This is a genomic window from Ruegeria arenilitoris (genome assembly GCF_013035315.1).
GTDB lineage: Bacteria > Pseudomonadota > Alphaproteobacteria > Rhodobacterales > Rhodobacteraceae > Ruegeria > Ruegeria arenilitoris_D.
Genome location: NZ_WQHP01000015.1, coordinates 1 through 23,879, shown reverse-complemented (window position 1 = coordinate 23,879; position 23,879 = coordinate 1). Strand labels below are relative to the sequence as shown.

At 58.1% G+C, this 23,879-nt stretch carries 26 protein-coding genes and 1 tRNA gene; 12 read left to right on the top strand and 15 right to left on the bottom strand.

Annotated elements, in window-relative coordinates:
* Window positions 1–83: 83 nt before the first annotated feature.
* Complete coding sequence (locus GOV53_RS20600; protein WP_170470233.1) at window positions 84–2,213, bottom strand: amidohydrolase family protein; 2,130 nt, start codon at window positions 2,211–2,213, stop codon at window positions 84–86.
* A gap of 236 nt (window positions 2,214–2,449) precedes the next feature.
* On the opposite strand from GOV53_RS20600, the gene GOV53_RS20595 reads away from it, so the two are divergent.
* Window positions 2,450–3,217 carry a hypothetical protein gene (locus GOV53_RS20595; RefSeq protein WP_254439362.1) on the top strand — a complete coding sequence of 256 codons (768 nt, stop codon included), beginning with the start codon at window positions 2,450–2,452 and terminating at the stop codon, window positions 3,215–3,217.
* Here the strand turns inward: GOV53_RS20595 and GOV53_RS21570 are convergent.
* The 6 genes from GOV53_RS21570 to GOV53_RS20565 form a co-directional block, all read right to left on the bottom strand.
* A complete protein-coding gene (locus GOV53_RS21570; protein ID WP_170470230.1) occupies window positions 3,214–4,380 on the bottom strand; it encodes an adenylate/guanylate cyclase domain-containing protein in 1,167 nt (388 codons plus the stop codon). The two genes, GOV53_RS20595 and GOV53_RS21570, sit on opposite strands and share 4 nt — an antisense overlap.
* A gap of 86 nt (window positions 4,381–4,466) precedes the next feature.
* Entirely contained in the window at window positions 4,467–5,069 is a 603-nt protein-coding gene (locus tag GOV53_RS20585) for an NAD(P)H-dependent oxidoreductase (protein WP_170470227.1), read from the bottom strand.
* Window positions 5,066–5,458 carry a nuclear transport factor 2 family protein gene (locus tag GOV53_RS20580; protein WP_170470224.1) on the bottom strand — a complete coding sequence of 131 codons (393 nt, stop codon included), beginning with the start codon at window positions 5,456–5,458 and terminating at the stop codon, window positions 5,066–5,068. Before GOV53_RS20580 ends, GOV53_RS20585 begins: the two co-directional genes overlap by 4 nt.
* A gap of 18 nt (window positions 5,459–5,476) precedes the next feature.
* Window positions 5,477–6,019: a nuclear transport factor 2 family protein gene (locus GOV53_RS20575; protein WP_170470221.1), complete on the bottom strand. Its 543-nt coding sequence runs from the start codon at window positions 6,017–6,019 to the stop codon at window positions 5,477–5,479.
* 37 nt (window positions 6,020–6,056) lie between these two features.
* The gene (locus GOV53_RS20570) at window positions 6,057–6,551 is read right to left on the bottom strand and encodes a nuclear transport factor 2 family protein (RefSeq protein WP_254439361.1); all 495 of its coding nucleotides are present in this window, start codon (window positions 6,549–6,551) and stop codon (window positions 6,057–6,059) included.
* An 11-nt stretch (window positions 6,552–6,562) separates the two neighbouring features.
* Window positions 6,563–7,477, bottom strand: coding sequence for an alpha/beta hydrolase (locus GOV53_RS20565; protein ID WP_217361270.1), 915 nt, complete (start codon window positions 7,475–7,477; stop codon window positions 6,563–6,565).
* A gap of 132 nt (window positions 7,478–7,609) precedes the next feature.
* Here GOV53_RS20565 and GOV53_RS20560 point away from each other — a divergent pair, with 132 nt between their 5' ends.
* Entirely contained in the window at window positions 7,610–8,497 is an 888-nt protein-coding gene (locus tag GOV53_RS20560; RefSeq protein WP_170470218.1) for a LysR family transcriptional regulator, read from the top strand.
* Window positions 8,498–8,508: 11 nt separating this feature from the next.
* Here the strand turns inward: GOV53_RS20560 and GOV53_RS20555 are convergent, their stop codons facing one another.
* On the bottom strand, window positions 8,509–8,724 hold the full coding sequence (locus GOV53_RS20555) for a hypothetical protein (RefSeq protein ID WP_170470215.1): 216 nt from the start codon (window positions 8,722–8,724) through the stop codon (window positions 8,509–8,511).
* Between the two features lie 246 nt (window positions 8,725–8,970).
* Between GOV53_RS20555 and GOV53_RS20550 the strand changes: the two genes are divergently transcribed.
* Window positions 8,971–9,900 carry a hypothetical protein gene (locus GOV53_RS20550; protein WP_170470212.1) on the top strand — a complete coding sequence of 310 codons (930 nt, stop codon included), beginning with the start codon at window positions 8,971–8,973 and terminating at the stop codon, window positions 9,898–9,900.
* A 62-nt stretch (window positions 9,901–9,962) separates the two neighbouring features.
* Here GOV53_RS20550 and GOV53_RS20545 read toward each other — a convergent pair whose 3' ends face one another.
* Window positions 9,963–10,979, bottom strand: coding sequence for a Fe(3+) ABC transporter substrate-binding protein (locus GOV53_RS20545; RefSeq protein WP_170470209.1), 1,017 nt, complete (start codon window positions 10,977–10,979; stop codon window positions 9,963–9,965).
* Between the two features lie 324 nt (window positions 10,980–11,303).
* Here GOV53_RS20545 and GOV53_RS20540 point away from each other — a divergent pair, with 324 nt between their 5' ends.
* The 3 genes from GOV53_RS20540 to GOV53_RS21560 are packed head-to-tail and all read left to right on the top strand — an operon-like array spanning window position 11,304 to window position 13,166.
* Window positions 11,304–12,515, top strand: a complete 1,212-nt coding sequence (locus tag GOV53_RS20540) for a GTP-binding protein (RefSeq protein ID WP_170470206.1) — start codon at window positions 11,304–11,306, stop codon at window positions 12,513–12,515.
* The gene (locus GOV53_RS21565; RefSeq protein ID WP_170470203.1) at window positions 12,512–12,898 is read left to right on the top strand and encodes a DUF1826 domain-containing protein; all 387 of its coding nucleotides are present in this window, start codon (window positions 12,512–12,514) and stop codon (window positions 12,896–12,898) included. The genes GOV53_RS20540 and GOV53_RS21565 overlap by 4 nt, the downstream gene beginning before the upstream one ends.
* Window positions 12,789–13,166 (top strand): DUF1826 domain-containing protein, encoded by a 378-nt coding sequence (locus GOV53_RS21560; protein WP_367648814.1) that lies wholly within the window; start codon window positions 12,789–12,791, stop codon window positions 13,164–13,166. The genes GOV53_RS21565 and GOV53_RS21560 overlap by 110 nt, the downstream gene beginning before the upstream one ends.
* Window positions 13,167–13,230: 64 nt before the next feature.
* Here the strand turns inward: GOV53_RS21560 and ykgO are convergent, their stop codons facing one another.
* Together ykgO and GOV53_RS20520 are read right to left on the bottom strand one after the other, a co-directional pair.
* Window positions 13,231–13,356, bottom strand: coding sequence for a type B 50S ribosomal protein L36 (gene ykgO, locus GOV53_RS20525; protein WP_008755722.1), 126 nt, complete (start codon window positions 13,354–13,356; stop codon window positions 13,231–13,233).
* Between the two features lie 90 nt (window positions 13,357–13,446).
* A tRNA-Val gene (locus GOV53_RS20520) sits at window positions 13,447–13,521 on the bottom strand.
* 148 nt (window positions 13,522–13,669) lie between these two features.
* On the opposite strand from GOV53_RS20520, the gene GOV53_RS20515 reads away from it, so the two are divergent.
* The gene (locus GOV53_RS20515) at window positions 13,670–14,530 is read left to right on the top strand and encodes an N-formylglutamate amidohydrolase (RefSeq protein ID WP_170470197.1); all 861 of its coding nucleotides are present in this window, start codon (window positions 13,670–13,672) and stop codon (window positions 14,528–14,530) included.
* 2 nt (window positions 14,531–14,532) lie between these two features.
* Here the strand turns inward: GOV53_RS20515 and GOV53_RS20510 are convergent, their stop codons facing one another.
* Window positions 14,533–15,786, bottom strand: coding sequence for a DNA polymerase IV (locus GOV53_RS20510; protein WP_170470195.1), 1,254 nt, complete (start codon window positions 15,784–15,786; stop codon window positions 14,533–14,535).
* A 77-nt stretch (window positions 15,787–15,863) separates the two neighbouring features.
* Between GOV53_RS20510 and GOV53_RS20505 the strand changes: the two genes are divergently transcribed.
* Window positions 15,864–16,271: an NUDIX domain-containing protein gene (locus tag GOV53_RS20505; RefSeq protein ID WP_170470192.1), complete on the top strand. Its 408-nt coding sequence runs from the start codon at window positions 15,864–15,866 to the stop codon at window positions 16,269–16,271.
* Window positions 16,272–16,577: 306 nt separating this feature from the next.
* Here GOV53_RS20505 and pyrF read toward each other — a convergent pair whose 3' ends face one another.
* Complete coding sequence (pyrF, locus tag GOV53_RS20500) at window positions 16,578–17,297, bottom strand: orotidine-5'-phosphate decarboxylase (protein ID WP_170470189.1); 720 nt, start codon at window positions 17,295–17,297, stop codon at window positions 16,578–16,580.
* Between the two features lie 154 nt (window positions 17,298–17,451).
* On the opposite strand from pyrF, the gene GOV53_RS20495 reads away from it, so the two are divergent.
* Both GOV53_RS20495 and clpB read left to right on the top strand, forming a co-directional pair.
* Window positions 17,452–17,769, top strand: a complete 318-nt coding sequence (locus GOV53_RS20495; RefSeq protein WP_170470187.1) for a hypothetical protein — start codon at window positions 17,452–17,454, stop codon at window positions 17,767–17,769.
* 126 nt (window positions 17,770–17,895) lie between these two features.
* Window positions 17,896–20,514, top strand: a complete 2,619-nt coding sequence (clpB, locus tag GOV53_RS20490; protein ID WP_170470185.1) for an ATP-dependent chaperone ClpB — start codon at window positions 17,896–17,898, stop codon at window positions 20,512–20,514.
* A gap of 46 nt (window positions 20,515–20,560) precedes the next feature.
* On the opposite strand, the gene GOV53_RS20485 is transcribed toward clpB, so the two are convergent.
* Together GOV53_RS20485 and GOV53_RS20480 are read right to left on the bottom strand one after the other, a co-directional pair.
* Window positions 20,561–21,376 (bottom strand): cyclase family protein, encoded by an 816-nt coding sequence (locus GOV53_RS20485; RefSeq protein WP_170470182.1) that lies wholly within the window; start codon window positions 21,374–21,376, stop codon window positions 20,561–20,563.
* Window positions 21,377–21,622: 246 nt separating this feature from the next.
* Window positions 21,623–21,814: a hypothetical protein gene (locus GOV53_RS20480; protein ID WP_170470179.1), complete on the bottom strand. Its 192-nt coding sequence runs from the start codon at window positions 21,812–21,814 to the stop codon at window positions 21,623–21,625.
* A gap of 336 nt (window positions 21,815–22,150) precedes the next feature.
* On the opposite strand from GOV53_RS20480, the gene msrP reads away from it, so the two are divergent.
* Complete coding sequence (gene msrP, locus GOV53_RS20475; RefSeq protein WP_170470177.1) at window positions 22,151–23,053, top strand: protein-methionine-sulfoxide reductase catalytic subunit MsrP; 903 nt, start codon at window positions 22,151–22,153, stop codon at window positions 23,051–23,053.
* A gap of 4 nt (window positions 23,054–23,057) precedes the next feature.
* Window positions 23,058–23,672: a protein-methionine-sulfoxide reductase heme-binding subunit MsrQ gene (msrQ, locus tag GOV53_RS20470; protein ID WP_170470174.1), complete on the top strand. Its 615-nt coding sequence runs from the start codon at window positions 23,058–23,060 to the stop codon at window positions 23,670–23,672.
* Window positions 23,673–23,879 lie beyond the last annotated feature (207 nt).

Sequence of the window (23,879 nt, the reverse complement as noted above, 5' to 3'; positions counted from 1 at the left end):
AGGCCTACTGGCGCTATGCGCCCTCGCCCTAAAGAATTCCCTTGGTGGACCGACCGAACTTGCGATACGGCTCCGAAGCTATGTCAGCCGAGCGCATTCGAAACCGCCTGGCAAAGCTTGTCCCGCATTGCAGCGTCCGTGGTGCACAGTCCCAGATCGGAATACGCACGAGACATCATGAGACGCATCCGAGCGCGTTGGTCCAAACCCTCTTGTAAGGACTGCGCGATACGGCCCGGAGCAGAGGTTGGTGCCAGTTTGGCGCGTTCTCGACGCAGGTATTCCCACGCGTCGATTTCAGTGCCGCCCTTCAAGATGCAGATGCCCTGCGTAGCACCGCTTGCATCTTTACGAATTTCATAACGCCCGCCTTGCTCGATACAAAATTCGGCAGCCGGGTTCGCGATTGTTGTGCCGTCGGCCGTTTCGACGGGTTGCAGCCTGCCCTCAAGGACCGTTCCCCAGATTGGAATCTTGTCGAACTGTTCCACGGCCACTTCGTATGGGTCTTCCTCAAGGATCGTAAAGTTGGCCAGTTTGCCCGGTGTTATCGATCCGATCTCATCCTCCAACTGAATTGTATAGGCCGAGTCGATGGTGATCGCCTTAAGCGCCGTATCGACGCTTACTCTTTGATCCGGCCCGACAACGTCACCCTCCAGCGTTCTTCTGTTCAGCGCCGAGGACGCCAGCTGCAGAGGTTTGGCGGGGGCCATCGGCATGTCGGAATGGAAGGACATCGGGACGCCAAGAGCTTCGACTTCGCCCAGCGGTACCATCCGCGCATTGCGTTCGGGTCCGATACCGATGTCTCCATAACGTCCCGCAAGTGCGGTTACATAGTATGGATTGGCGCTGACCATTGCACCCAACCGGGCCGCGCGCTCGATCTGATCCGGGGCCGCGAATCCAAAGTGAACAAGAACCGTGCGATGGTCATAACGCGGGTTACGACGCAATGCCGTCTCGAGGTTGTCGAGCAGCACGTCCATACCGGCGTCACCATTGTTGTGAATATGGATTTGCCATCCGGCATCCCAGAAGGTCTGAAACGCATAGGTGAATACATCCGGGTCGATGATCCACGCGCCTTCATGCCCGTCAGTATATCCATCTCGCATCTGCATAAGCTGGCTATAGATGGCACCATCAGTAAACAGTTTGATCTGCTTCTGCAGGTATCGGGTTCGGCCGGTGCCCCAATCATAGACCGACTCGGCCATTTTAATCACCGCCGCGGGATCGTCCATATTGGGCAAAACAAAGGATTTGCCATCGCCGATGAAGTAGTGATTGAACGGGGTTGCGTCTGATGAATACACCGCATTCACCGCATCTTGCAGGGCCTTCGAAAAGAACCCGCCTGGTTCGCAGGCCGTCGTCACGCCACTTTTGTGGTAATAGTCGATCGAATATTCCAGCCCGGCCTTCATCCGCTCGGGCGTCGCAATCGCTGGCGCGATCAGGTCGAGCAGCGCCATTCCGCCTTGTTCATAGAAATGCCCGTTCTCCAGATTTCCTTGCGCCGCAGCGCTGGGTGAGAGAGTGGAAAACCACGCCTCATCAACTCCGTAGAGTTCCATGACTTTAGTGTTCAAAAAGAACTCGTGGCACGAGCGATGCCAGACAATTGCCGGAAAATCGGGTGCAAGCTCGTCCAGGATCGCGCGGCTCATGTCGCCATGCATGTAGTGGTGATAGCCCCAGGTCACGAACGTCTCGTTGGCATCGTCGTGTGCTGCAAGGGCCGCTAGCAGACGTTCGCGATACCCGTCGGGGTCTCGGACTTGTGCAGAGAAACCTTCTTCGGCGTCCCAGGGTTCGATGGATATGACGTGGGTTGTCATGGTCAGCGCCGCCAGAACGGGATGAACGTGTTGCTCGACAAACCCGGGCAGGATCACCTTGTCGGCAAAGGCCTCAACGACGCGAAATGGCTGGTCACCGACAAGCGCATCAATTTCAGCCCGGCTGCCCACTGCTGCAATCCGGTCCCCTACAACCGCAACGGCCTCGGCGCGTGGGGTATCGGGGTCCATCGTAATGATCGCACGGGCGGGGAAAACGGTGATCTCCGGCAGCGCAAAGGACCCCCCGGTTATGTCTTGAAGATTTGTAGTTCCTGCCCAAACAGCTTTGGAAGGAATAAGCAGAGCCGATGATGAGGCACCGGAAAAAAGGCGAAGCAAGGTGCGGCGAGTTACGTCTGGCATGACAAATCCTCCAAATCAGCGAGTAGTCAATTGCAAGTAGATGAATGAAATTATGCATACGCTAGCATCGAACTCTGGCTATGCCGAATAGAATCCGCGAAAGCCGTCGTTCCATATCTGCAGACAACTGGGGAAATTCGCTACCAACGCTTACCCCTTGGATCGGCCGTTGTGCGGGTCCTGAGTTGACCACAAGTGAACCCGACCCATTTTATCGGGCCATGGGGGTATCAGAAATGCCTTTAAAAGCCAGTCTGGTCGCGATGTGTGTGCTGTGCAGTCCGGCCGCCGCCCTAGAGCTGCGGGAAACCGGTCGCTATGAGTTAAACCGGCCAGCCAGTCTGGACTACGATCCAACGTTCTGCGGCTTATGGATCGCGAACGAAGGGCCAGAGGCCGTGCTTGTCACATTGCAGGGGGACGAGTTGCGCCGGATCTCCAGCGACCTGTACCGGATCAAGGCGATCGCTATCGAAGGGGATCACCTGCTGGTGGGCGACGGGTTGGGCAGCCTGCAGCGGGTCACCAAGGACGGGACACCGTTGGGGGTGCCGTTCACGTTGGAAGGCGGGTTTGCAGATACCGAAGGCATCGCCATCAACGCTAGGGGTGAGATCGTTACAGTCGAGGATGACCCTGAACGGTTGTCGTGGTTCGATGCCGACGGCAACCTGACCACCCGCCTTAATACGATGCAGTTGTCCCCACCCCTGAGTGAGGCGCAGGGTATCGCGATTGACCCGCGTACAGGTCACATGCTGATCGTCGATGACTGGGAAGGAACCAACAGCTTGTATGAGTTCACGGCGGATGGCCAGTTGCTTGCCCAGCAAAGCCTGCTGGAGTTCGGCACAGACCCTGAAGGAATTGCCATTCGGCCCGGGTCGAACCAACTTTTCGTGGCATTCGATGGGGGCGCAAAGATCGTGACCTTTGACTACACGCCTACCTTGCCCGAGGGGACTCCTCCGCCGCCGCCGGGCGCGGACTGCATGATGTTCTAGGCGGGTGTCCTTGTCGGGCTGAACACCTCGATCTCTTGTGGCAGACCGCGCAGGGAATGATGGCCGACGGATTGGACCGCTGCCCCCAGATGTTCTGCGACATTCGCGGTGATCAGGGTGGTTTCGCCCAGTTCTTTGCACAGGCCTTGCACACGGCTTGCGACGTTCACGGCTTGGCCGACCACAGTGAAATCCAACCGGTCGGGACTGCCGATATTGCCGAAGGTGACGTGACCAAAATCTATGCCGATCACAAACTCAATCGGTTCACGCCCGGTTTCGGCGCCCGCTTGGTTGTAGTCATCAAGGTTGGCGAGGGATTGTTGTGCAGCGGCTACAGCGGCCCGGCACGAGATTTCAGCACTTCCTTCGTTTTCAAAAATTGCCAGAATTCCATCGCCCATGAATTTCAGGACATCGCCGCCGGCCTGTTGAATGGGGGTCACGACCATCTCAAAATAGTCGCCCATCATGTCCAGCAACTGCGTCTCGGGCCAGGCCTCGGACTTGGCGGTAAAGCCGCGAAGGTCGGCAAACAGGATGGCGGCGGATACGGATTTATGCTCGCCACGTTTGATATGCCCCTGGCCGATCTCTTCTGCGGGGCCATGACCCAGATAGGTCTGCAACAGGCTTTTTTGCGAATGGCGCATCGCGATGGGTTCCAGCGCCGCCGCCAGTGCAAAGCGCGAGTCTTCCAGATAGCGAATATCCCTGTCGGAAAACCCTGCTTCTGCGTTCGAGGTATAGCTGGTGCCCTGAACCGAGCCGTTACCATGCTCCAGCGGGATAGCCAGAAAATCGGTAGCTCCTGCTTCGGCCAGTTCCGCATAGACGGAATGCTCGGTCGTAAAGTCCAACCCGATCAACCGGTTGCGCAGCGGACGGCGATTGGTGACGATGTATTCAAACGGGCTGCCATGCCAGGCGCTTGTCGACAGGACTGTCGTTGCCACCGTATAGCGGCGGGTTTCGTCCGGGGTCCAGATGATCCCCCAGGCGCTGAGCAGCGGGTTCGAGTAATTCTGGGCGATCCGCGCCCGTGCAAGTGGAACGCCCAGCTGCACCAGACCCTCGCAGTATCCTTTGACGATCGCGGTTTCGTCGCCCAGCAAACGCCCTTCGGAAATCAACCAGCGGTTCAGGTCATCTATCTCGGACACGGGCGTTCTCGCTTTGGTGGACGGAGCTTCATTCTACATATCATTCGCTCCGAAAGAACCCGCGCTGAACGCGGGTTCGGGTGGTTTTAGCTGACGGCCGCTGCCTTGGTCGGGTCTTCCTCAAGCTGTTTCAGCAGCCGTACCTGTTTGACCTTGGGGTCCAGGTCGGGGTCGGTCAAATGGGCCAGCATATCCGGTACGGTGGCCTCGATCTGGTCCGCAGTGGCCAGCGCCATCCCGTGGGAAACGAACGGGCGCAGATAGGTCATGCCCGCCAGATTGGCGGTTTGCTGGAACGGTTTCAGAAACTCGGCCATCGAGTAGTTGTTGTAGCCTCCTGCGTGATAGCTGTGTTCCGGGCCACCGGTCGACACAAGGATCAGGAATTCCCGCCCTTTCAACTGGTCGCCGCCGGGGCCGTAGGCAAAGCCATAGCTCAGCACCTGATCCATCCAGGATTTCATGACAGGCGGAGCCGAATACCAGTAGAACGGAAACTGGAACACGATGCGGTCATGGGCCAGCAATAGGGCCTGTTCAGCCTCGATATCAAAACGCATCTCGGGGCCGCCGATTGCGGTCAGATCGCGGGTGGTGACATCGGCCGCGTCAGAGAGCGCGTCGAACCACGCTCGGTTGATGCGCGATGTGTTCAGGTTGGGATGCGCTGTAAGAACAAGGGTCTTCATGTGTCTGTCTCTTGCAGAAGTTTCGCGGAGTATGCGGTGATTAGCGGGCGACCATCGGGCCGAGTGTCAAAGCGCCAGTTTTCCTGCACGCGCGCTTCGATGGTTTCGCCGGTGGTCGTTCTGGCGCGGAACAGAACTTCGAACTGTGCCGCGCCGGGCGTGACTTGAATATTGCTGACATGGTGTTCGGTCGGTCTTTGCAAGGTGCTCAACACACCAGCGTACCATGCGCGCACCCGGTCATGCCCCAACAGGGAGTGGTCGGTATCGGGCATGTCCCAGTCCAAATCCGGGTGCAGGTCTGGCAGGAACGCCTCGATCGAATCCAGGCGGTCGAACCGGGCAAACCAGTCCGCGATAAAGGCGCGGATTTGGGATTCGTTGCTCATTGGAATGAAACCTCTGGCTTACTGGCTCGCGGCTTTCACGCGTTCGGCTGCAAGCGCGGGCAGGTTTTCATTACCCAGCTGCGCCCGCAGATTTGCGCGCATGAAGGTGATCTTCCAGCCATCATCAGTTTTTGCCAGTTCATGCTGGTAGTCGCCAATGAACACCCATGTATTCTCGCCTTCATTCTCAAGGATATGCGTGGCGTAGATGTTCGAGGTGGTGGTGGCCGTGTCGCCGTTGACGCTGACGCTTTCCGTTCCCATCAGGTGGTGGGTGCGGTCATAACCGGGCAGAACCGTTTGCCAGGCTGCGACGATCTCGACGGGCAGCAGGGTTGGAAGGTCAGCCGACGTACCAGCCGAGGCATTCGCGTATGAGGTGTAGTCCAGCACCGCGCCGTCGGGGTGGAATTGCGCGGCTACCTTGTCCCAGTCGCCCTGATCCGCGTAGTACCCAACATTGTTGATCGCGTTCAGAACCTGTTGTTCATCAGAGATTTCAGCCAGTGCGGCGGTGGAGGCCCCCGCGAGCGCAAGTACAGCTGTCAGAAGAGATTTCATCGGTCAGTCTCCGTCAGGTCAGAGTGAGTTGTGTGGGTTACTTGGCCAGGCGCTCGGGCACCGGGGCCAGATCGTATTGCGACCAGAAGAACGTGTTTGCCGCGTCCTGATCGGCTGACAGGTTCGTGGCCTCAACGATTTTGCCGTCCTCGATCCGGTAGACCAGCGCCCAGGTCGTATCGACATTTGGCTTGCCTTCGGCTTTGGACCAGCCGCGGTGGATATCGACCACGTGGGTCTCATCCGCACCGAAATAGATCGGATCGGCTTTGAAATTGGCGGCCCCCAGCTGGGCGAAAAATGCCAGCACTTCGTCACGACCAGTCTTGGTGCCGGACAGGGGGTGACGACCGGGAATGTGCCATTTGACGTTTTCGTCCATCACTGCGGCGATGCCATCCAGATCGTTCGCGCCATAAGCGGCAAAGAAGTCCTGCACGACTTTGATGTTGTCTTCGGGGGATGCGGCCATGGCGATATCTCCGGACATGATTGCGGCGGTAAGGGCCGCGGCTTTGGTCAGGGTTTTCATCTTGGGTCCTTTCAGGCGTTCAGGAAGTCGGCCACAGCGTCCGAGGCTGCGGTCACGGCGTCTTTGCGGTCGTAGAAATCGAACTGGGTTACGTCCTCGCCCAACCACAGCTTTTCCAAAGGCGCTTTGGTACGGGCTTCATAGGCGGTGGCACCTGCAGGCAGGGCGATCGAGGGTGAACCAACCATCAGCATCGGCTTGGTCAACCGGTCCGCGCTGGCTTGGGCGTCATAGGTCAGCCAGGGCTTCCACGACGCGACCGAGAACTTGTTGTCATAGGCCGGGATCAGGCCGCGATCTTCTTCGGTATAATACGGGGCCTGATACATAACGGCGTTTTCGTCAGTGGTGCTGGCCCCAAGCAGAACGGTGTCTGCGGCGCCGTCAGCCTCAGAGGCGGCGATCAGGCTGGCGGCCATCTCGGGACCGCCATAAATACCCTCGGCCATCGCGGGATCATGCATCCATGGGGCCACCAGTGCGACTTTTTGCTGGTTCGCGTCATCGGCCACAGCGGCGGCCATGTAACCGGAGGATGCACACACCCCCAAACCTGAGATACGGCTACTGTCGACCTCGTCCAGTGAGATCAGAAAGGCTGCGGCTGTGCGAATTTCCGCCGTCTTGACGGACGGGTCCTCCACAAAACGTGGAGTTCCATCGCTTTCACCCCAGCCCGTGAAATCAAAGGCCAGAGCGGCAAAGCCGCGGGCTGCCAGTTCACGGGCATAGGTGCCGGGCATCTGTTCTTTTACGGTGGTCCAGGCCCCGGTCACGATAACGGCGGGCAAAGCCGCCGAGGCGTTTTCGGGCGTATACAACGTACCTTTCAGGGTATTGCCGTTGCTATCGAAGGACACGGCGCGTTCGGCAACGCCTTTGCGTGTAGGTGTATTTTGCAGAGAGATGCGGGTCGATTGGGTCATAGCGCGTTCATCCTCTTGGTCAGTCTGTGCTGCGATGGAACAAATCTAGGCGCTGAACGGTTTTGCGATAATTCCCCGGTTTTTCACTTCTTTCATGTATGGTATCGAACAATAGGTACAGAAGGAGTTGCCGTGCGCCTGCCCCTTGCCACGCTTGAAATCTTTGCTGCCATTGCCCGGCACGGATCGTTGCGCGCCGCGGCCGAGGCGCTGGGCATCAAGCCGTCAACTGTCAGCCATCAGCTTAAAACGCTGGAAGATCAGCTGGGCACAGCTCTGTTCATCCGCACCACCCGATCAATCAGCCTAACCGAAGCCGGGCGTGCGCTGATCCGCGGGGCAGGCCCTGCCTTTGAGCAACTGACCGAGGCCGTCGAGAGTGCGCGCAGCACCGGGCACGCCGCACGTGGGACCTTGAAGCTGGCCATGCCCGAATTCGCTTATCACCTGTTCGTGGCCCCAAGGTTACAGAGTTTTTGTGCGGCCTATCCCGAGATCGAGCTGGAGCTGTCGCTGACGGATGCACTGTCCGACATTCTGGGCGAGGAATTACATGCCGGTTTCCGGCTGGGGGACCGCATCGCACATGATATGGTCGCCGTTCGCGTAACGCCGCCCTTACAACTGGCTGTTGTGGCCAGCCCGGACTATCTGGCGACCCATGGATCTCCAGACCAGCCGCGTGATCTGTTGGATCACAGTTGCATCCGCTACCGATTCCAATCCGCAGGTCGCATCGCGCCGTGGGAATTTCAGGGCAAAGACGGCGCCTATTCGGTCGACGTTCAGGGCAATCTGATTACCAACACTCTTCCGGCCTCCGTCGATCTGGCCAAAAATGGTTTGGGTTTGATGTACACCTTCCGGGATTATCTCGTCGATGACATCGCCACAGGCGCACTCAGCCCGCTATTGGAAAAGCATCTGGGGAAGACACCGGGGATCTTCCTGTACTTCCCGCGCGAATACAGAACAATGATGCCTCTGAAACTGTTCCGAGAGCACCTGACCGCGCCTTAGCAGCTGTTGCTTCAAGGCCGCTGTTTGCGGCTGAGCAATCCGTATTTCATGGCCCAGGACCGAAACGACCGCCGCCGAGGCTTTTGCGCTTTCACCGCATGCTTCTCAGGCACGCCGCCTTTTCGGTTGAACTCGAACACGTCAATGACCCGCTCGGCGCAGCCGCAGGCTTCGCCCATTCCGACCTTGGCAAAATAGAATTTCTCGAACCTTTCCTGAGATTTCATGACGGACCTCCTGATGCGATTGAACCGTCTTTGACGGCGCTTGCCAAATCACATTCCGGTATCATTGCAGAAAACCTTCAAAGACCAGAGTGTTCCAAAAATACCCCGCTTTGGGATTCGTGGCCCCGGCGCTGTGGTTTTAGTTTTTTGAAAACCTAGACTGCGCTAGCATTTTTTCAAAAGCGAATGCGTACATCAAAACTGTGCGTGTTGAGGCCGGGCATCTTCGACAGGCGAATCCACGAAGTGAAAAGACTTATTGCATACACATCGGTGTTGGTTTGTGGTTTCGCTTCGGTGTCCCAGGCACAGGACCTTGACCCGGATGCGTCAGAAGCTGCCGCTCGAGCAGCCCTGGCCGTCCTCAGCGTTGCGGCCACCCCAAACGAAACCTTGTCATCGCTGTCTTTTCTAAGCGCATCGGGCAACGCAACGAACCTGCGCTACACACAGTTGCGCGGTGGGTTCAAACCCTTGGACAACGGTCTCTATCTGGAAGGTCTTGTTGCGTATCAGAACTATAACCCGGTTTTGATTTTCCCCGAGATCGCGTCGGATTCAGAAGTGGATGTGACGTGGTCCAGCCTTGCTGCAACCGTGGGCGTCGGGTGGGAGCAGTTGATTGGCAATGACTGGTATATTCGCCCGGCGGTGCACTTGTCGCTTGGGCATGTTACCACCGACGCGGTGTTTTCCAATTTTCCGCTGTTTCCCGGGCGTGCCGGGGATACCAGCGTTGTAGACGGAAACCTGTATGCTTTCGGTGCCGGCGGATCGCTGAGTATCTTTCGCGAGGCCCGGTTTGGCCGCTGGGAATCCGAGTTCCGGTTGCGGCAATCGTTTCTGGAGTTTTATCCGATCAACGAACCGCAGGCGGATGACGCCCGCGCCAATTCCAACCAAACCACGCTATTTTCGCGCCATCGCTATCCACTTGATAACGTGAAGCTGCTGGGTCGGCCGTCCAAACTGGTTCTGGATGGCGGAGTAGTGCTGTACCATGGTGACAGCGCGATGGTTCTGGATACTGATTGGCTTGCTACAGCCGGGGTCGGGATCGAGGTTGATACGACAAGGATTGGTCTTCCTGCGGTTCAGGCGGGGCGCATTATGCTGAACGGCATCGTGGCGGATTCATTTTCAGGCTTTTCCGTCGGGTTTGGTATCCGGTTCTAAGCCCGATAGGAAAAGGGCGCAGAAACTCCGCGCCCTTAACACTGCTCTGATTGTTTTGGGAATTACTTCCAACCGACTTCGTTGAAGATCTTTTGGGCCTCAGGCAGGTTCTTGGCGACATCGGACAGGCTGATTTCGTCTGCTTTGAAGTCGCCCAGAGCTTGGACCGACTCGGCCAGTTCTACACCTGCAACAGCCGGGAATTCGTCGTTACCGGCCGAGAAGTACTGTTGCGCGCTGTCGCTTGCTAGATACTCCAGGAACAGTACGGCGTTCTCTTTGTTCGGAGCGTTGGCTGCAACACCTGCACCCGACAGGTTCATATGTGCGCCATAGCCGTCCTGGTTCGGGAAGACCCATCCGATCGACTCGATATCAGCCGAAACGCCTTTGACGTCTTTGCGGATCGCGCGCGCAAAGTAATAGGTGTTCGACACGGCAATGTCGCACTCGCCCGAGACGATGCCACGCAGCTGGTCAGTGTCGCCGCCTTGCGGTTCGCGGGCCATATTGTCAACGATGCCTTGGGCCCATGCTTTTGCGGCCTCGGGGCCTTCATGGGTGATGATCGATGCCAACAGGGTCTGGTTATAGGTGTTGCTGGACGAGCGGATACAGATCTGACCCTTGTATTCCGGCTTGGCCAGATCGGCGTATGTGGTCGGTGGGTTGGCGACGTTTTCCTTGTCGAAGAAGATGATGCGGCCACGCTGCGAGAAGCCGAACCACTGATCGTCGCTGTCTTGCAGGTTCGCGGGAATACGCTCTTCCAGAACGGCGCTGTCAACGGATTGCAGGATGCCTGCATCCTTGGCGCGTTCCAGGCGCGAGGTGTCGACGGTCAGCAGAATGTCGGCGGGCGAGTTCGCACCTTCGGCTTCCATTCGCGCGATCAGTTCGTCGGCTTTGCCTTCGATGCGGTTGATGGTGATGCCGGTGGCCTTTTCGAAATCGGTATAGAGGTTTTCGTCGGTGTCGTAATGGCGCGAGGAATAGAGGTTCAATTCCCCCTCGGCAGCGGCAGAAGTAGCGATCAAGGCTGTCAGAGCAGCGGCAACGCAGGTCGAGGATTTCAGCATCGTGGTTCCCAGTAATGAAAGATGTGGCGGTTCATAATCCGACTGAAATTGTCAATTAAACGATTCTCAGGGAGAAGCAAGAAATTCCGACAAAATTTGTCGGTCAAAACGTCGCTGCGGTTGCAAGCGCCAAAGAGGGCGAAAAACACTTCGGATTTCGCCCCCGCTGCAATTCGACCAATCCAAGGCTGACCTTGATCCGAATTTCCGGCCAATTTCCAAACCAAGTTAGAGCGCAGGTCGCCGGATTAGTCGCTTGACGGTATGTAATAACATTACGATAACTGAAATCCAGTGTCCCATACATCAAATAGGTAATGCTCAATGACTGATACCCGCCTTCCCGTCACTGTCCTGTCCGGCTTTCTTGGGGCGGGCAAGACGACCCTGCTGAACCGCGCTCTCAACAATCGTGACGGACGCCGGGTTGCCGTGATCGTCAATGATATGTCCGAGGTCAACATCGACGCCGATCTGGTGCGCGCCGATACCGAACTGTCGCGAACCGACGAAACGCTGGTCGAGATGTCCAACGGCTGCATCTGCTGCACGCTGCGCGATGACCTATTGGACGAAGTGCGGCGACTGGCAGGCGAGGGGCGGTTCGACTACCTGCTGATCGAATCGACCGGGATCTCAGAGCCTCTGCCCGTTGCGGCCACCTTTGATTTCCGTGACGAGTTGGGCGACAGCCTGTCGGACATCTCGCGTCTGGATACGATGGTAACCGTGGTCGACGCGGTGAATCTGTTGGCAGATTTCTCTAGCCACGACTTCCTGGCAGACCGTGGAGAAACGCTTGGTGAAGAGGATGAGCGCACGCTTGTCCATCTGCTGACCGATCAGATCGAGTTCGCGGATGTGGTGATCCTCAACAAGGTCGCGGACGCCGGACCCGAGCGTGTCGATGCCGCGCGCAAGATCATTCGCAGCCTGAACGCAGACGCACGGATTATCGAGACGAACCATTTGGACGTTGCGGCGGAAGAGATTCTTGATACCGGCCTTTTCGATTTCGAAAAGGCGCATGAACATCCGATGTGGGCCAAAGAGCTTTACGGGTTTGCCGATCACGTCCCGGAAACAGAAGAATACGGTGTCACCAGCTATGTCTACCGGGCGCGGCAGCCCTTTGTGCCCGAAAGGATCCTGACGATACTGAACGGCGATTTGCCGGGGGTCATTCGCGCAAAAGGGCATTTCTGGATCGCGACGCGCCCCGACTGGGTGGCCGAGTTTTCGCTTGCCGGGGCGCTGTCCTCGGTCAAACCGCTGGGCATATGGTGGGCCACGGTCCCGGAAGAGCGCCGGCCGGATCACGAAAGCGCGCAGGCGTATATCCAAGCCCATTGGCAAGAACCCTGGGGCGACCGGCGGCAAGAGATCGTGTTTATCGGCAGCGGCATTGATTGGCCGGCGCTCAAAGCTCGTCTTGATGCGGCGCTGCTGCCCGCGGTCGTCGCAGGCCGTCCCGAAGACTTGCCCGATCTTCCTGATCCCTTCCCCGTCTGGCGCCGGACGGAGGCCGCCGCATGACCCTGGTCCGTGAGATCGTCAAAGACGCGGCCATTGGCGTCGGTGTCGCCGAAACGCCCGAAGGCTTGTCGGTCATTCACAACCCAGGTTGCGCCGCGGCAATCTGGCGTCGCGACCCCTTGGCCAGCTTTCAGTCTTGGATTGACGGTTTGCGTCCCGAACAACTGCCCAAGGCGCGGGTCATCCTGCGGCCCGAGGCTGTACGCGACGCCGTTGTCGAGCTGTGCGAGGCTTCCGGTATTCCGGCAGGACTGGAGCGTGACCGGCTGGTGGATGACGTGGCCGCGTTGGCCGCGATTTTTTACGGATTTGATGCGATCAAAATGGTTGCGGCTGCGTTTGGACGTTGTGGCGACAAATGCCTGCCGCAGGTTCCACATTGATGCGGTGACGTCGCGCCTGGTCTGCACTTACCGCGGGACGGGGACTCGGTACGGGATCTCGACCGACGGCACGGATCCTAGCCGCGTGTTCACCGTGCCCACGGGTTCTCCAGTTGTTTTGCGTGGAACACTGTGGCCGGAAAATCCGAAATCGGGGCTTTTGCACCGTTCTCCGCCGATCGAAGGAACCGGTGAAACGCGTCTGTTGCTGGTCCTTGATCCCGTGGCGGACCCGGAACACGAGCCGGATCACATGTTCGCGCACTAGAGGCTTTGGACCAAAAAAAACCGCGCTGAAAAGCGCGGTTTTTTCTATTCGGTTTGTGCAGTTCTTAGCCCTGGCGAGCTTTGAACTTGCGCTGCGTCTTGTTGATCACGTAGACGCGGCCTTTGCGACGCACAATCCGGCAGTCGCGGTGCCGGTTCTTGAGCGAGCGGAGCGAGTTCTTGACCTTCATGGGTCTGTCTCCAATCTGCGGCGCCTTCATCAAAGACGTGGCCAGCGCCTGGGTTAGCGGGTGCCCCGGAGTTCCGGAACAGTGAAACGATGGTGGGCGGTACAAGGATCGAACTTGTGACCCCTTCGATGTCAACGAAGTGCTCTACCGCTGAGCTAACCGCCCACTTTACCTTTGCGTGCCCAGCCCCATAACGAAATGGGGCGCGGAACCCCGCGCCGGTAGCGGGGTCTATAAAAGGAGTCGCAGAGGGGTTCAAGGGGTTTGGTAGAACTATTTTCCGGTCTATGTTCAATGCGAACAAGGAGTCGCCATGAAGAACGCTGCTTACGTATTGGATATGCCCGCCAAGCGCACGTCTTGCGTGGTGTTTTCCTCTCCGCATAGTGGCCGGAACTACCCCGCTGCGATGCTGAACCGTACGGTTCTGAACCAAAAGGTGATTCGTTCATCAGAAGACGCTTTTGTGGATCAGTTGTTTGCATCGGCCATTGATTATGGTGCGCCATTGATCGCTGCGACCAAGCCGCGGGCGTATCTTGATCTGAACCGCAGCGCCGAAGAACTGGACCCGGCGTTGATTCAGGGCGCACGCCGTCACGGACATAACCCGCGTGTCGCGTCCGGGCTGGGAGTGATTCCCAGGGTCGTCGCCAATGGGCGCGCGATCTACCGGGGGAAACTCACGATGGATGAGGCCCGGCTGCGGATTGATACCTGCTGGCGGCCGTATCATGCGCGGTTGAAATCCCTTCTCTCCGAATCCCACGAAACCTTTGGTCAGGCGATTCTGATTGATTGCCACTCGATGCCGCACGAGGCGGTTTCGATGGTCAGTACGGCCAAGTCTCAGCGGCCGCAGATCGTTTTGGGCGACAGATTCGGGGCATCCGCTTCGGCTGGGATCGTGGACCGGATTGAAGAGGCCTTTGCCTCGGCCGGTCTGGTAGTTGCGCGCAACGCACCGTTTGCAGGGGCCTACGTAACGCAGACCTATGGTCGGCCTGGCCGAAACCAGCACGCCATCCAGATTGAGATCGATCGCTCTCTCTATATGGATGAGGTCAAGATCGCGCCTAACGACAATTTCACGGCGTTTCAGGACTTGTTGCGGACGGTCATCCGGGACATCTCGCGCATTGGCAGTGACCCGTTGCGTCTGGCGGCCGAGTAGGATCAGCGCAGCGCACGGCCCTTCACAATTGCATCTGTTCCAAACCGGCGTCGGATTTCGTCCGTGGCACGTTCGGCCTGTGACCGTCGCGCCGCGCCGGGGTCCAGAAGGTCGCCTGAGATGTCCGCCTGATCCTCGGGACACAGATCGGAAATTCCGCAACCCAACAGACGATAGGGCCCCTTATCGCCGACCTGATCGAACAACCCGCGCGCGGTACGATAGATGCGATCTGCGATCTGTGTGGCATCCCTCAGCGATACACGCCGTGTGATGATCTTGTGGTTTGCCTGCTTCAGTTTCAGCGTCACAACCCGGCCCGCCAACCCTTTGGCCTTGGCCCGGTCTGCGACCTTTTCGGACATGCGCCACAGATGGCCGTCCAGAATATCCAGACTGGCCGTGTCTTCGAAAAACGTGGTTTCGTTGCTGATGGATTTCATCGGCTCATGCGACGACACGCGCCGCTTGTCCTGTCCGCGCGCAAGATGCCACAGCCGATACCCCATCGAGCCAAAGCGTGCGCTGAGCGCCTCCTGATCCCAGCGCAGCAGATCCGAAAAGGTTCGAATGCCCGCGCGATCTAATGACTCCTGTGCAGCCGGACCGATCCCCCAGATCAAACGCACCGGCTTGTCGTGCAGAAACGCAGCCGTTTCCGCCTTTCCGATCACCGAAAAGCCGCGCGGCTTATCCAGGTCCGAGGCGACCTTGGCCAGAAACTTGTTGTGCGACAGGCCGATGGAGCCGGTCACGCCCAGCTCATCCTTCATCCGCCTCACCAGCCGCGCCAACATGACCGCAGGTGGGGCACCATGCAGGCGTTGCGTGCCGGACAAGTCCATAAAGGCCTCGTCCAGTGACAGGGGTTCGATCACGGGGGTCAATTCGTCCATCATCTTGCGGATCTCGCGTGAGACCTCGGCATAGACCGACATGCGTGGCTTGATGACCACTGCGTCCGGGCACAGTTGCAGCGCCTTGAACATTGGCATGGCCGAGCGCACCCCGCGAATGCGCGCTACATAGCATGCGGTCGAGACCACACCTCGCTTGCCGCCCCCGATGATCACCGGCTTGTCTGCCAGCTCTGGATTGTCCCGCTTTTCGACCGAGGCGTAGAACGCGTCGCAATCCATATGCGCAATGGACAGGTCGAACAGTTCCGCGTGTGTCTTGATCCGCGGACTGCCGCAAGAGGGGCAGCGCGCCTCATGTTCAAATGTTGAATAGCAGTCGCGGCATAAAGCGGGCATCAGTTGTATTTCTCAGTTTATGCGCTTTGGCGTGTTGGCTAAAACTATCTTGTCGAGACACAAAGAGAAAGCGGTTCATGCAATTCACCGGGGCAAAGGTCGCGTTGTTTCTCGGGTCGGATTTGCTGGTGATCCAGAGAGACGACAAGAAGGATATTCCGTTTCCGAACCATTTCGATTTTCCCGGCGGCGGTCGCGCAGGGGCCGAGACGCTTTTGCAATGTGTCACCCGAGAAACCTTTGAAGAGGTCGGATTACGTCTGGGCGATGCTGATTTCGTTTGGTCCCGTCAATATGAGCAAAACTGGTTTTTCGTGGCCCACAGACCGCACAGTGACACCAGTCGGAAACGTTTTGGCGACGAGGGGCAGGGGTGGAGTTTGATGTCGCCGATAGCCTATCTAGACAATCCGCTGGCTGTGCCCAACTTTGCGATCCGCCTTCGTCATTACCTGGCAGAAGCCAGACCACTATTCGACGTTTAGACTTTTCTGAAGAAGACCCCCCGCGATTGGCGGGGGGAGGTGACGGACCTCAGGAAGAGATGGTCCGCGGGGAGTATCACGGTCCCAGAATCGCTCAAATTCCACGAATTAGATAGGATCGAGGTCACACAACGAAAACTCGCATGTTTCATGTGTGTTTTCGGGCACAGGGACGATTTGGCGCGGATCGGATGAAAAGTGACGTAAGGTCAACCGCTTGGATCGCGGGCAACCCTAAAATCTGCCCGCGCGGGCACGCTTGCCCAGCTCTTTTCTCAAAAAATCAAATCTGCCCAAAGCAGGGGTTTAACCCCTGTTGGGCGTTTTTGCTTGTGGCGATGCCAGTTCGGCAAGGATTGCTTCGGCGGCGGCCTTTGGGTTCTCGGCTTGATAGATTGGCCGGCCCACAACGATATGGTCCACACCGTCCGCAACCGCATTGGCAGGCGTCGCGACGCGTTTCTGGTCGCCCAATTCTGCACCTGCCGGGCGAACGCCGGGGGTGACGATCAAGCGGCCCTCGGCTTGTGGCAGAGCGCGGATCAGGGCGGCTTCTTGCGGGCTTGCGATGACGCCGTCCGCACCGGCCTCAAGCGCGCGGGCTGCACGTTCGACAACCAGATCCTGCACATTGCCTTCTTTTAGAAGGCTGGCGTCTAGATCGTCGCGGTTCAGCGAGGTCAGGATGGTCACCGCCAAAATCTTGAGGTCTTTGCCCGCGGCACCTTCTTTTGCGGCGTGCACCACATGCGGGTCTCCGTGCACGGTCAGAAAATCCAGATCGAACTGGGCCAGGCCGCGTACCGCGTTTTCGACCGTGTTGCCAATGTCGAACAGCTTCATGTCCAGAAAGATGCGTTTGCCGTGGTCCTGCTTTAGCTCATTGGCCAGCGCCAGGCCGCCACCGGTCAGCATGCCCAACCCGATCTTGTAAAAGGAAACGCTGTCGCCCAGCCGCTCGGCCATGGCCAGCCCCTGCAGGGCGTTGGGGACATCAAGGGCTACGATCAGGCGATCATCGGACATGGTGCGCGCTCCGCTTTTTGGCAAACGTCCGCGTCCTAGCGGGTTAAGGGCCACATGTCCATGCGGGACAGGTGGGTGATCAAGATCAAACATCTTGGGACAGGCTGTGATATGGTGCCGACCATTCATCAAAGCATTTGCGAAAGGCGGGACAATGAAACACTGGGTTGGTTTGGGCATTCTGGTTCTGTCCGCGTGTCAGGACATGCCGCTTGAAAGTGAGGCCGCAGATGTGACGGTGGTTTCGCCGACGAATGATGACCTTCGGCTTGTTCGCGGATATCGGTCCACCGACGACGACTGTCAGCTGACAGGAGAAACCGCATTTACGGTTAATTTTCTGGATGACGCGGCGGACCTCGTCTCCTGTCCGACCGGCAGTGATGCGGCGCAGTCTCTGGTGGCGATGTATGCCGCGCGCGAGGTCGCCCGGACTGGTGGTTACACTGTCTATACCGTGCCTCGACGATAGGCCGAAAACACAGGGCCAGCCCCTTGAACGGGCGAAGTTATTTCCCAAATTGAATGTGAGGCCCAGACCGAAGCGTGCCGCCAGCGGGCGCATCACATTCAGGGCGCTTGAGAAAAGGAGAATAACATGGACTTGAACAAGTTCACCGAGCGGGCACGGGGTTTCGTGCAGGCGGCGCAGACGATTGCGCTGCGCGAGGGGCACCAGCGGTTGTTGCCCGAACATATTCTGAAAGCATTGATGGATGATGATCAGGGGCTGGCAAGCAACCTGATTACACGCGCGGGCGGTGCGCCCGGTCGCGTGGTCGAGGCATTGGACGCTTCGATGGGAAAGATCCCAAAAGTCAGCGGTGACGCAAGCCAGATCTACATGGACGGCCAGACCGCCAAGGTTCTGGACGAGGCCGCAAAGATTGCCACCAAAGCGGGTGACAGCTTTGTGCCGGTCGAGCGGGTTCTGATGGCTTTGTGCATGGTAAAATCCAAAGCCAAAGAGGCCTTGGAAGCCGGTGCCGTATCCGCCCAGAAGCTGAACGAAGCGATCAACGATATCCGCAAAGGCCGCACAGCTGACAGTGCGTCTGCGGAAGAGGGCTATGACGCGCTCAAGAAATACGCACGCGACCTGACCGAGGCAGCCGCCGAGGGCAAGATTGACCCGATCATCGGGCGGGATGAGGAAATTCGCCGCTCGATGCAGGTTCTGTCGCGCCGCACCAAGAACAACCCGGTTCTGATCGGGGAACCGGGCGTCGGTAAAACAGCGATTGCCGAAGGTATGGCCCTGCGCATCGTCAACGGCGACGTGCCGGAATCGCTGAAGGACAAGAAGCTGCTTGCGCTCGACATGGGTGCGCTGATTGCCGGTGCTAAGTACCGAGGTGAGTTCGAAGAACGTCTCAAGGCCGTTCTGACCGAGGTGACCGAGGCCGCTGGTGAGATCATCCTGTTCATCGACGAGATGCACACGCTGGTCGGTGCCGGTAAGTCCGACGGCGCGATGGATGCCGCCAACCTGATCAAGCCTGCGCTTGCCCGGGGTGAACTGCATTGTATTGGCGCGACCACGCTGGATGAGTACCGCAAATACGTCGAAAAAGACGCGGCCCTTGCGCGCCGGTTCCAGCCTGTGATGGTCACGGAACCCACCGTCGAAGACACAATCAGCATCCTGCGCGGCATCAAGGAAAAGTACGAGCTGCACCACGGTGTGCGCATCTCGGACTCGGCGTTGGTCTCGGCGGCGACCCTGTCGCATCGCTACATCACCGACCGTTTCCTGCCCGACAAAGCCATCGATTTGGTCGATGAGGCGGCGTCGCGGTTGCGGATGGAGGTGGATTCCAAACCGGAAGAACTCGACCAGCTGGACCGCCAAATCCTGCAGATGCAGATCGAAGAAGAGGCGCTGAAGCTGGAAGACGACGCGGCCTCCAAGGATCGTCTGGAAACCTTGCAAAAGGATCTGGCCGACCTGCAGGAGAAATCCGCTGAGATGACGGCGCAGTGGCAGGCTGAACGCGATAAGCTCGCGGGTGCCCGTGATCTGAAAGAACAGCTCGACAAAGCGCGGGCTGATCTGGAGATCGCCAAGCGTGAGGGTAATCTGGCGAAAGCCGGTGAGCTGTCTTACGGCGTCATCCCCGAGCTTGAGAAAAAGCTGACTGAGGCCGAAAACGCCGAAAGCAACGCCATGATGGCCGAGGAAACGGTGCGTCCGGAACAGATTGCTTCAGTGGTTGAACGCTGGACGGGCATCCCGACCTCGAAGATGCTGGAAGGTGAACGCGAGAAGCTGCTGCGGATGGAAGACGATCTGCATTCCCGCGTGATCGGTCAGGATGCGGCGGTGACCGCTGTCGCCAATGCCGTGCGCCGTGCGCGTGCGGGCCTGAATGACGAAGGTCGCCCGCTGGGTTCGTTCCTGTTCCTCGGTCCGACCGGCGTGGGTAAGACCGAGCTGACCAAGGCCGTAGCGAACTTCCTGTTCGACGACGACAACGCGATGGTGCGTATCGACATGTCCGAGTTCATGGAAAAACACGCGGTCGCCCGTCTGATCGGTGCTCCTCCGGGCTATGTCGGCTATGACGAAGGTGGTGTGCTGACCGAAGCCGTTCGGCGCAGGCCCTATCAGGTCGTGTTGTTTGACGAGGTCGAAAAGGCACACCCAGATGTGTTCAACGTGCTGTTGCAGGTTCTGGACGACGGCGTGCTGACCGATGGTCAGGGCCGAACCGTGGACTTCAAGCAGACGCTGATCATCCTGACGTCGAACCTCGGGTCGCAAGCGCTCAGCCAACTGCCCGAAGGCGCGGACAGTGCACAGGCCAAGCGTGACGTGATGGATGCAGTACGGGCGCATTTCCGACCCGAGTTCCTGAACCGTCTGGACGAAACGATCATCTTTGACCGCCTCAAGCGAGCCGATATGGATGGCATCGTCGATATCCAGATGGCACGCCTGCAGAAACGTCTGGCAGCCCGCAAGATCGAGCTGGCTTTGGACGATGGAGCCAAGGAATGGTTGGCGAACGAAGGCTATGACCCGGTCTTCGGGGCCCGTCCGCTAAAACGCGTGATCCAGCGTGCCTTGCAGAACCCTCTGGCCGAAGCCTTGCTGGCCGGTGAGATCAAGGATGGTGAGACCGTCCCAGTGACCGCTGGTTCCGATGGCCTGATCATCGGCGACCGGTTGGGCACGTCAGAACGGCCGCGCCCGGATGACGCCGTGGTGCACTAAGGCAAACCAAGTAAAAAACCCGCCAGCTTGGCGGGTTTTTCATGGCTCAAACCATCGCAAAGATGCGTGAAGGCCCGCCGGTTCCGCCCGCATGTTTTGGCGCGCCGATCACAAGAGTAGCCCCTGCTGCAGGTACGCGGTCCAGCCCTGCGATGTTTTCGATCCCGAACCGGCCGGTCGGCAGCCACGCGTAGTGGGTTGCGAAGTCGGTCGAGATGCCGTGGTCCAACGAGAGCGTATCAGACGCAATCGAGCGTGCGCCGGTCTCTTCGATCAACATCATCGCCGCCTCGGGGTGGAATCCAGGGTAATGCTGGGCTTCGCCATCAAACCCGCGAAATGCATCGCTGTCAGCCTTGGCGGCCCAGCCGGAGTACAAGGCGACGCATGCGCCGTCCGGGATGTCGCCATGGGTGGACATCCAGGTCTTGAGGTCATCCGGTGTCAGCAATGTATCGGCGTCTTCACCGGCGCGGGCGGCAATGTCGACCACGCATAGCGGGGCGACCAGGTCTGAGACCGGGATTTCGTCAACCGATGCGCCATCCGCAGAAAAGTGCAAAGGCGCGTCGATATGGGTGCCCGTGTGTTCATTCACGGTCATGCGCTGCAGGTTGAAGCCGTGTTCGCCAAAGTTGAACACCTGCTCCGATGCGTATCCCGGCTCGCCGAAATAGGTTGGGAAATCTGGGCTGATTGTATGGGTCATATCTTCGACCTTGCCGTGTCCGGCGGCCAGAGCGACCGGCGCGCTGGCCCCGGTTGCCGCAACAGCAACGCCCGAGGCTGCAGCAGCTTTGAAGAACCCTCGTCTCGACAGCATCCGGTCTTTGACCGCGTTCATCACACAGATGTCACACATTCGTCTTCTCCCTTCAGTCTGGCCCGGCAATCGGGTTTGCGATGGACCCAAGGGCCAGCCGTTGGGTCCTGTGGGCCAGACTGCAAGTGGGGGGAAGCACTTGTAACGGCTGGTGGACTGGATGAGCGACCCTCAGCAGGTCATCGGCAATCAACAAGGCGTGACATTCTGTAGGGCGGTCCGGACATCCCCAAAGGATACGAGCCCACCGAAGGGCGGGCTCTGTACAGATCTGAATCAGTCAGATCACGCGCCGCTGGGCAGAGCGTTCAAGTCTTGCGCGGTCGACTTGGTCAGCTTGTTTTCTTCACCAAGCTCTTTGCAGGTCACCGGGTAGGTCGCGTTCGCGTCGCAACCTGAAATAGGGTAGGTCTGTTTCTGGCCGCATGCTGCAACAATGAGGATCAGAGAGATCCCAGCGACAAGTTTCAGTTTCATGTGTCGTCCTTTCCGATCAAAGTTTCCGAAATGCAGGGCGCGACCCGAGTGGCCCAGTTTCTTTAGCCCTTTGCGCGTAGAATGCCTTGTGGGCATCGTGGCTTCTTTGATCAAAATCAATGATTTAGGTGACGTTGGGTCAGGCGTTTGCTTCGCCGCCTCCGGTGCGCGCCTGCCCGCATCTCCGCGTCCGCATGTCTGCGCAAAGATGGCCCTGCAGCGGCGGGCTTTGGGAATCGTTACAGTCTCTTCTCCCAAACGTGACGCATGTTGCCTTGGCGCTGTGCTATCAGCGGATTAACTGAAACCTAGGCGGATCTTACCAAGGAGACTTTCATGGCGCATCGCTGGACCAATACACTGACACATGCCGACGTCACGCCACGTGCGGCGTTTCTGAACCGGCGGCAGGTGATGGCTGGCCTGGCAGGTGTCGGATTGGCGGGACTGGCCAGACCAGCAGCGGCGCAAGAAGCTCTTGAACCCAACACCTGGGAAGAGATCACCTCGTACAATAATTTCTACGAGTTTGGCACGCGTAAGGATGATCCCGCGAAATACGCGCATACACTGGTTACAGAACCTTGGAGTGTGACCATCGACGGCATGGTCGACAAGCCTGGCGAGTATGACTTCAAGGACATCATGTCCGAAATGACGGTAGAAGAACGCATTTACCGTTTTCGCTGCGTCGAAGCCTGGTCGATGGTTATTCCCTGGAACGGGTTCGAACTGGCCGATCTGCTGAATATGGCCGGAGTACAAGAGGGCGCGAAGTACGTGGCCTTCCAAACCGCCTATCGCCCTGATGAGATGCCGGGCGTTCAGTACCCGATCCTGGATTGGCCGTACCGTGAGGGTCTGCGTCTGGATGAGGCGATGCACCCGTTGACCATTATGGCGACGGGTATCTATGACCGTCCGATCCCAAACCAGAACGGGGCACCGTTGCGTTTGGTGGTGCCGTGGAAGTACGGTTTCAAATCGATCAAGTCGATTGTCCGTATCACGCTGACCGATGTCGAGCCGCCGACCAGCTGGAACATGTCGGCCCCGCGCGAATATGGCTTTTACAGTAATGTGAACCCTAACGTGGATCACCCGCGTTGGTCTCAGGCCTCGGAACGGCAGATCGGGGGCGGCTTGTTCGCCAAGCGCATCCCTACGCTGATGTTCAACGGGTACGAAGAAGAGGTTGCGGGGCTTTACGAAGGTATGGACCTGTCGAAGTTCTACTGACGTCATGCAAAAGCTGAACCAGATCCTTCGCCGCATTCCTGTCTGGCTAGTGTACTTGCTGGGAGCGCTTCCCGCCCCCTGGCTGTTCTACCAGGGTTTGACCGGTGGTCTGGGTATTGATCCGATTGAGGCGCTTGAGCACCGATATGGCGAACTGGCACTGCAGCTTTTGATCGTCGTGCTGGCGATCTCACCATTGCGGAACTTTACGGGATTGAACCTGATAAAGTTTCGCCGCGCGCTGGGCGTGCTGACCTTCACCTATGTCGCCTTGCATCTTCTGGTGTGGCTGGTTCTGGATGTTCAGGTGCCCAGCCAGATTTGGGCTGACATCGTCAAGCGGCCCTATATTACAGTCGGGATGGCGGCATTTCTGCTGATGATCCCTTTGGCGATCACATCAAACAATCTGTCCGTACGCAAATTGGGTTCTCGCTGGCGCAGCTTGCAGCGACTGGTCTTCCCGGCCGCCGTTCTGGGTGGCCTACACTATGTCATGCTTGCCAAGGGGTTTCAGATTGAACCGCTCGTCTATCTGTCACTGATCATTGGCCTGCTGTTACTGCGGGTTCCGGTTTCCGGCCTGCTGACTCGGTTCCGTTCCGCCGATTCCGCCTGACTCGGAAGCGAGTCTGTGGGTAACCTTGTGCAAAACGTTAGATTCGGTCCTGCTTACTTGAGTTCAGCGTGCTTCGGCTAATGTGAGAATAATGTAAATCATTGTTTTAATTTGTAAATTCATGTTTTTTTCGTTTTTTTCAAATTTAGCGAATTTTTCGGTTGCGGAGGTTTGTTGTAATACTTAGAACCCCCTTCACCGGCGCTG

What these genes read in the sequence shown, in the direction of transcription:
- GOV53_RS20600 (WP_170470233.1), bottom strand. Translation starts at nt 2,213, where the DNA reads ATGCCAGACGTAACTCGCCGCACCTTGCTTCGCCTTTTTTCCGGTGCC.
- GOV53_RS20595 (WP_254439362.1), top strand. Translation starts at nt 2,450, where the DNA reads ATGCCTTTAAAAGCCAGTCTGGTCGCGATGTGTGTGCTGTGCAGTCCG.
- GOV53_RS20585 (WP_170470227.1), bottom strand. Translation starts at nt 5,069, where the DNA reads ATGAAGACCCTTGTTCTTACAGCGCATCCCAACCTGAACACATCGCGC.
- GOV53_RS20580 (WP_170470224.1), bottom strand. Translation starts at nt 5,458, where the DNA reads ATGAGCAACGAATCCCAAATCCGCGCCTTTATCGCGGACTGGTTTGCC.
- GOV53_RS20575 (WP_170470221.1), bottom strand. Translation starts at nt 6,019, where the DNA reads ATGAAATCTCTTCTGACAGCTGTACTTGCGCTCGCGGGGGCCTCCACC.
- GOV53_RS20570 (WP_254439361.1), bottom strand. Translation starts at nt 6,551, where the DNA reads ATGAAAACCCTGACCAAAGCCGCGGCCCTTACCGCCGCAATCATGTCC.
- GOV53_RS20565 (WP_217361270.1), bottom strand. Translation starts at nt 7,477, where the DNA reads ATGACCCAATCGACCCGCATCTCTCTGCAAAATACACCTACACGCAAA.
- GOV53_RS20555 (WP_170470215.1), bottom strand. Translation starts at nt 8,724, where the DNA reads ATGAAATCTCAGGAAAGGTTCGAGAAATTCTATTTTGCCAAGGTCGGA.
- GOV53_RS20545 (WP_170470209.1), bottom strand. Translation starts at nt 10,979, where the DNA reads ATGCTGAAATCCTCGACCTGCGTTGCCGCTGCTCTGACAGCCTTGATC.
- GOV53_RS20540 (WP_170470206.1), top strand. Translation starts at nt 11,304, where the DNA reads ATGACTGATACCCGCCTTCCCGTCACTGTCCTGTCCGGCTTTCTTGGG.
- GOV53_RS21565 (WP_170470203.1), top strand. Translation starts at nt 12,512, where the DNA reads ATGACCCTGGTCCGTGAGATCGTCAAAGACGCGGCCATTGGCGTCGGT.
- GOV53_RS21560 (WP_367648814.1), top strand. Translation starts at nt 12,789, where the DNA reads ATGACGTGGCCGCGTTGGCCGCGATTTTTTACGGATTTGATGCGATCA.
- ykgO (WP_008755722.1), bottom strand. Translation starts at nt 13,356, where the DNA reads ATGAAGGTCAAGAACTCGCTCCGCTCGCTCAAGAACCGGCACCGCGAC.
- GOV53_RS20515 (WP_170470197.1), top strand. Translation starts at nt 13,670, where the DNA reads ATGAAGAACGCTGCTTACGTATTGGATATGCCCGCCAAGCGCACGTCT.
- GOV53_RS20510 (WP_170470195.1), bottom strand. Translation starts at nt 15,786, where the DNA reads ATGCCCGCTTTATGCCGCGACTGCTATTCAACATTTGAACATGAGGCG.
- GOV53_RS20505 (WP_170470192.1), top strand. Translation starts at nt 15,864, where the DNA reads ATGCAATTCACCGGGGCAAAGGTCGCGTTGTTTCTCGGGTCGGATTTG.
- pyrF (WP_170470189.1), bottom strand. Translation starts at nt 17,297, where the DNA reads ATGTCCGATGATCGCCTGATCGTAGCCCTTGATGTCCCCAACGCCCTG.
- GOV53_RS20495 (WP_170470187.1), top strand. Translation starts at nt 17,452, where the DNA reads ATGAAACACTGGGTTGGTTTGGGCATTCTGGTTCTGTCCGCGTGTCAG.
- clpB (WP_170470185.1), top strand. Translation starts at nt 17,896, where the DNA reads ATGGACTTGAACAAGTTCACCGAGCGGGCACGGGGTTTCGTGCAGGCG.
- GOV53_RS20485 (WP_170470182.1), bottom strand. Translation starts at nt 21,376, where the DNA reads ATGTGTGACATCTGTGTGATGAACGCGGTCAAAGACCGGATGCTGTCG.
- GOV53_RS20480 (WP_170470179.1), bottom strand. Translation starts at nt 21,814, where the DNA reads ATGAAACTGAAACTTGTCGCTGGGATCTCTCTGATCCTCATTGTTGCA.
- msrP (WP_170470177.1), top strand. Translation starts at nt 22,151, where the DNA reads ATGGCGCATCGCTGGACCAATACACTGACACATGCCGACGTCACGCCA.
- msrQ (WP_170470174.1), top strand. Translation starts at nt 23,058, where the DNA reads ATGCAAAAGCTGAACCAGATCCTTCGCCGCATTCCTGTCTGGCTAGTG.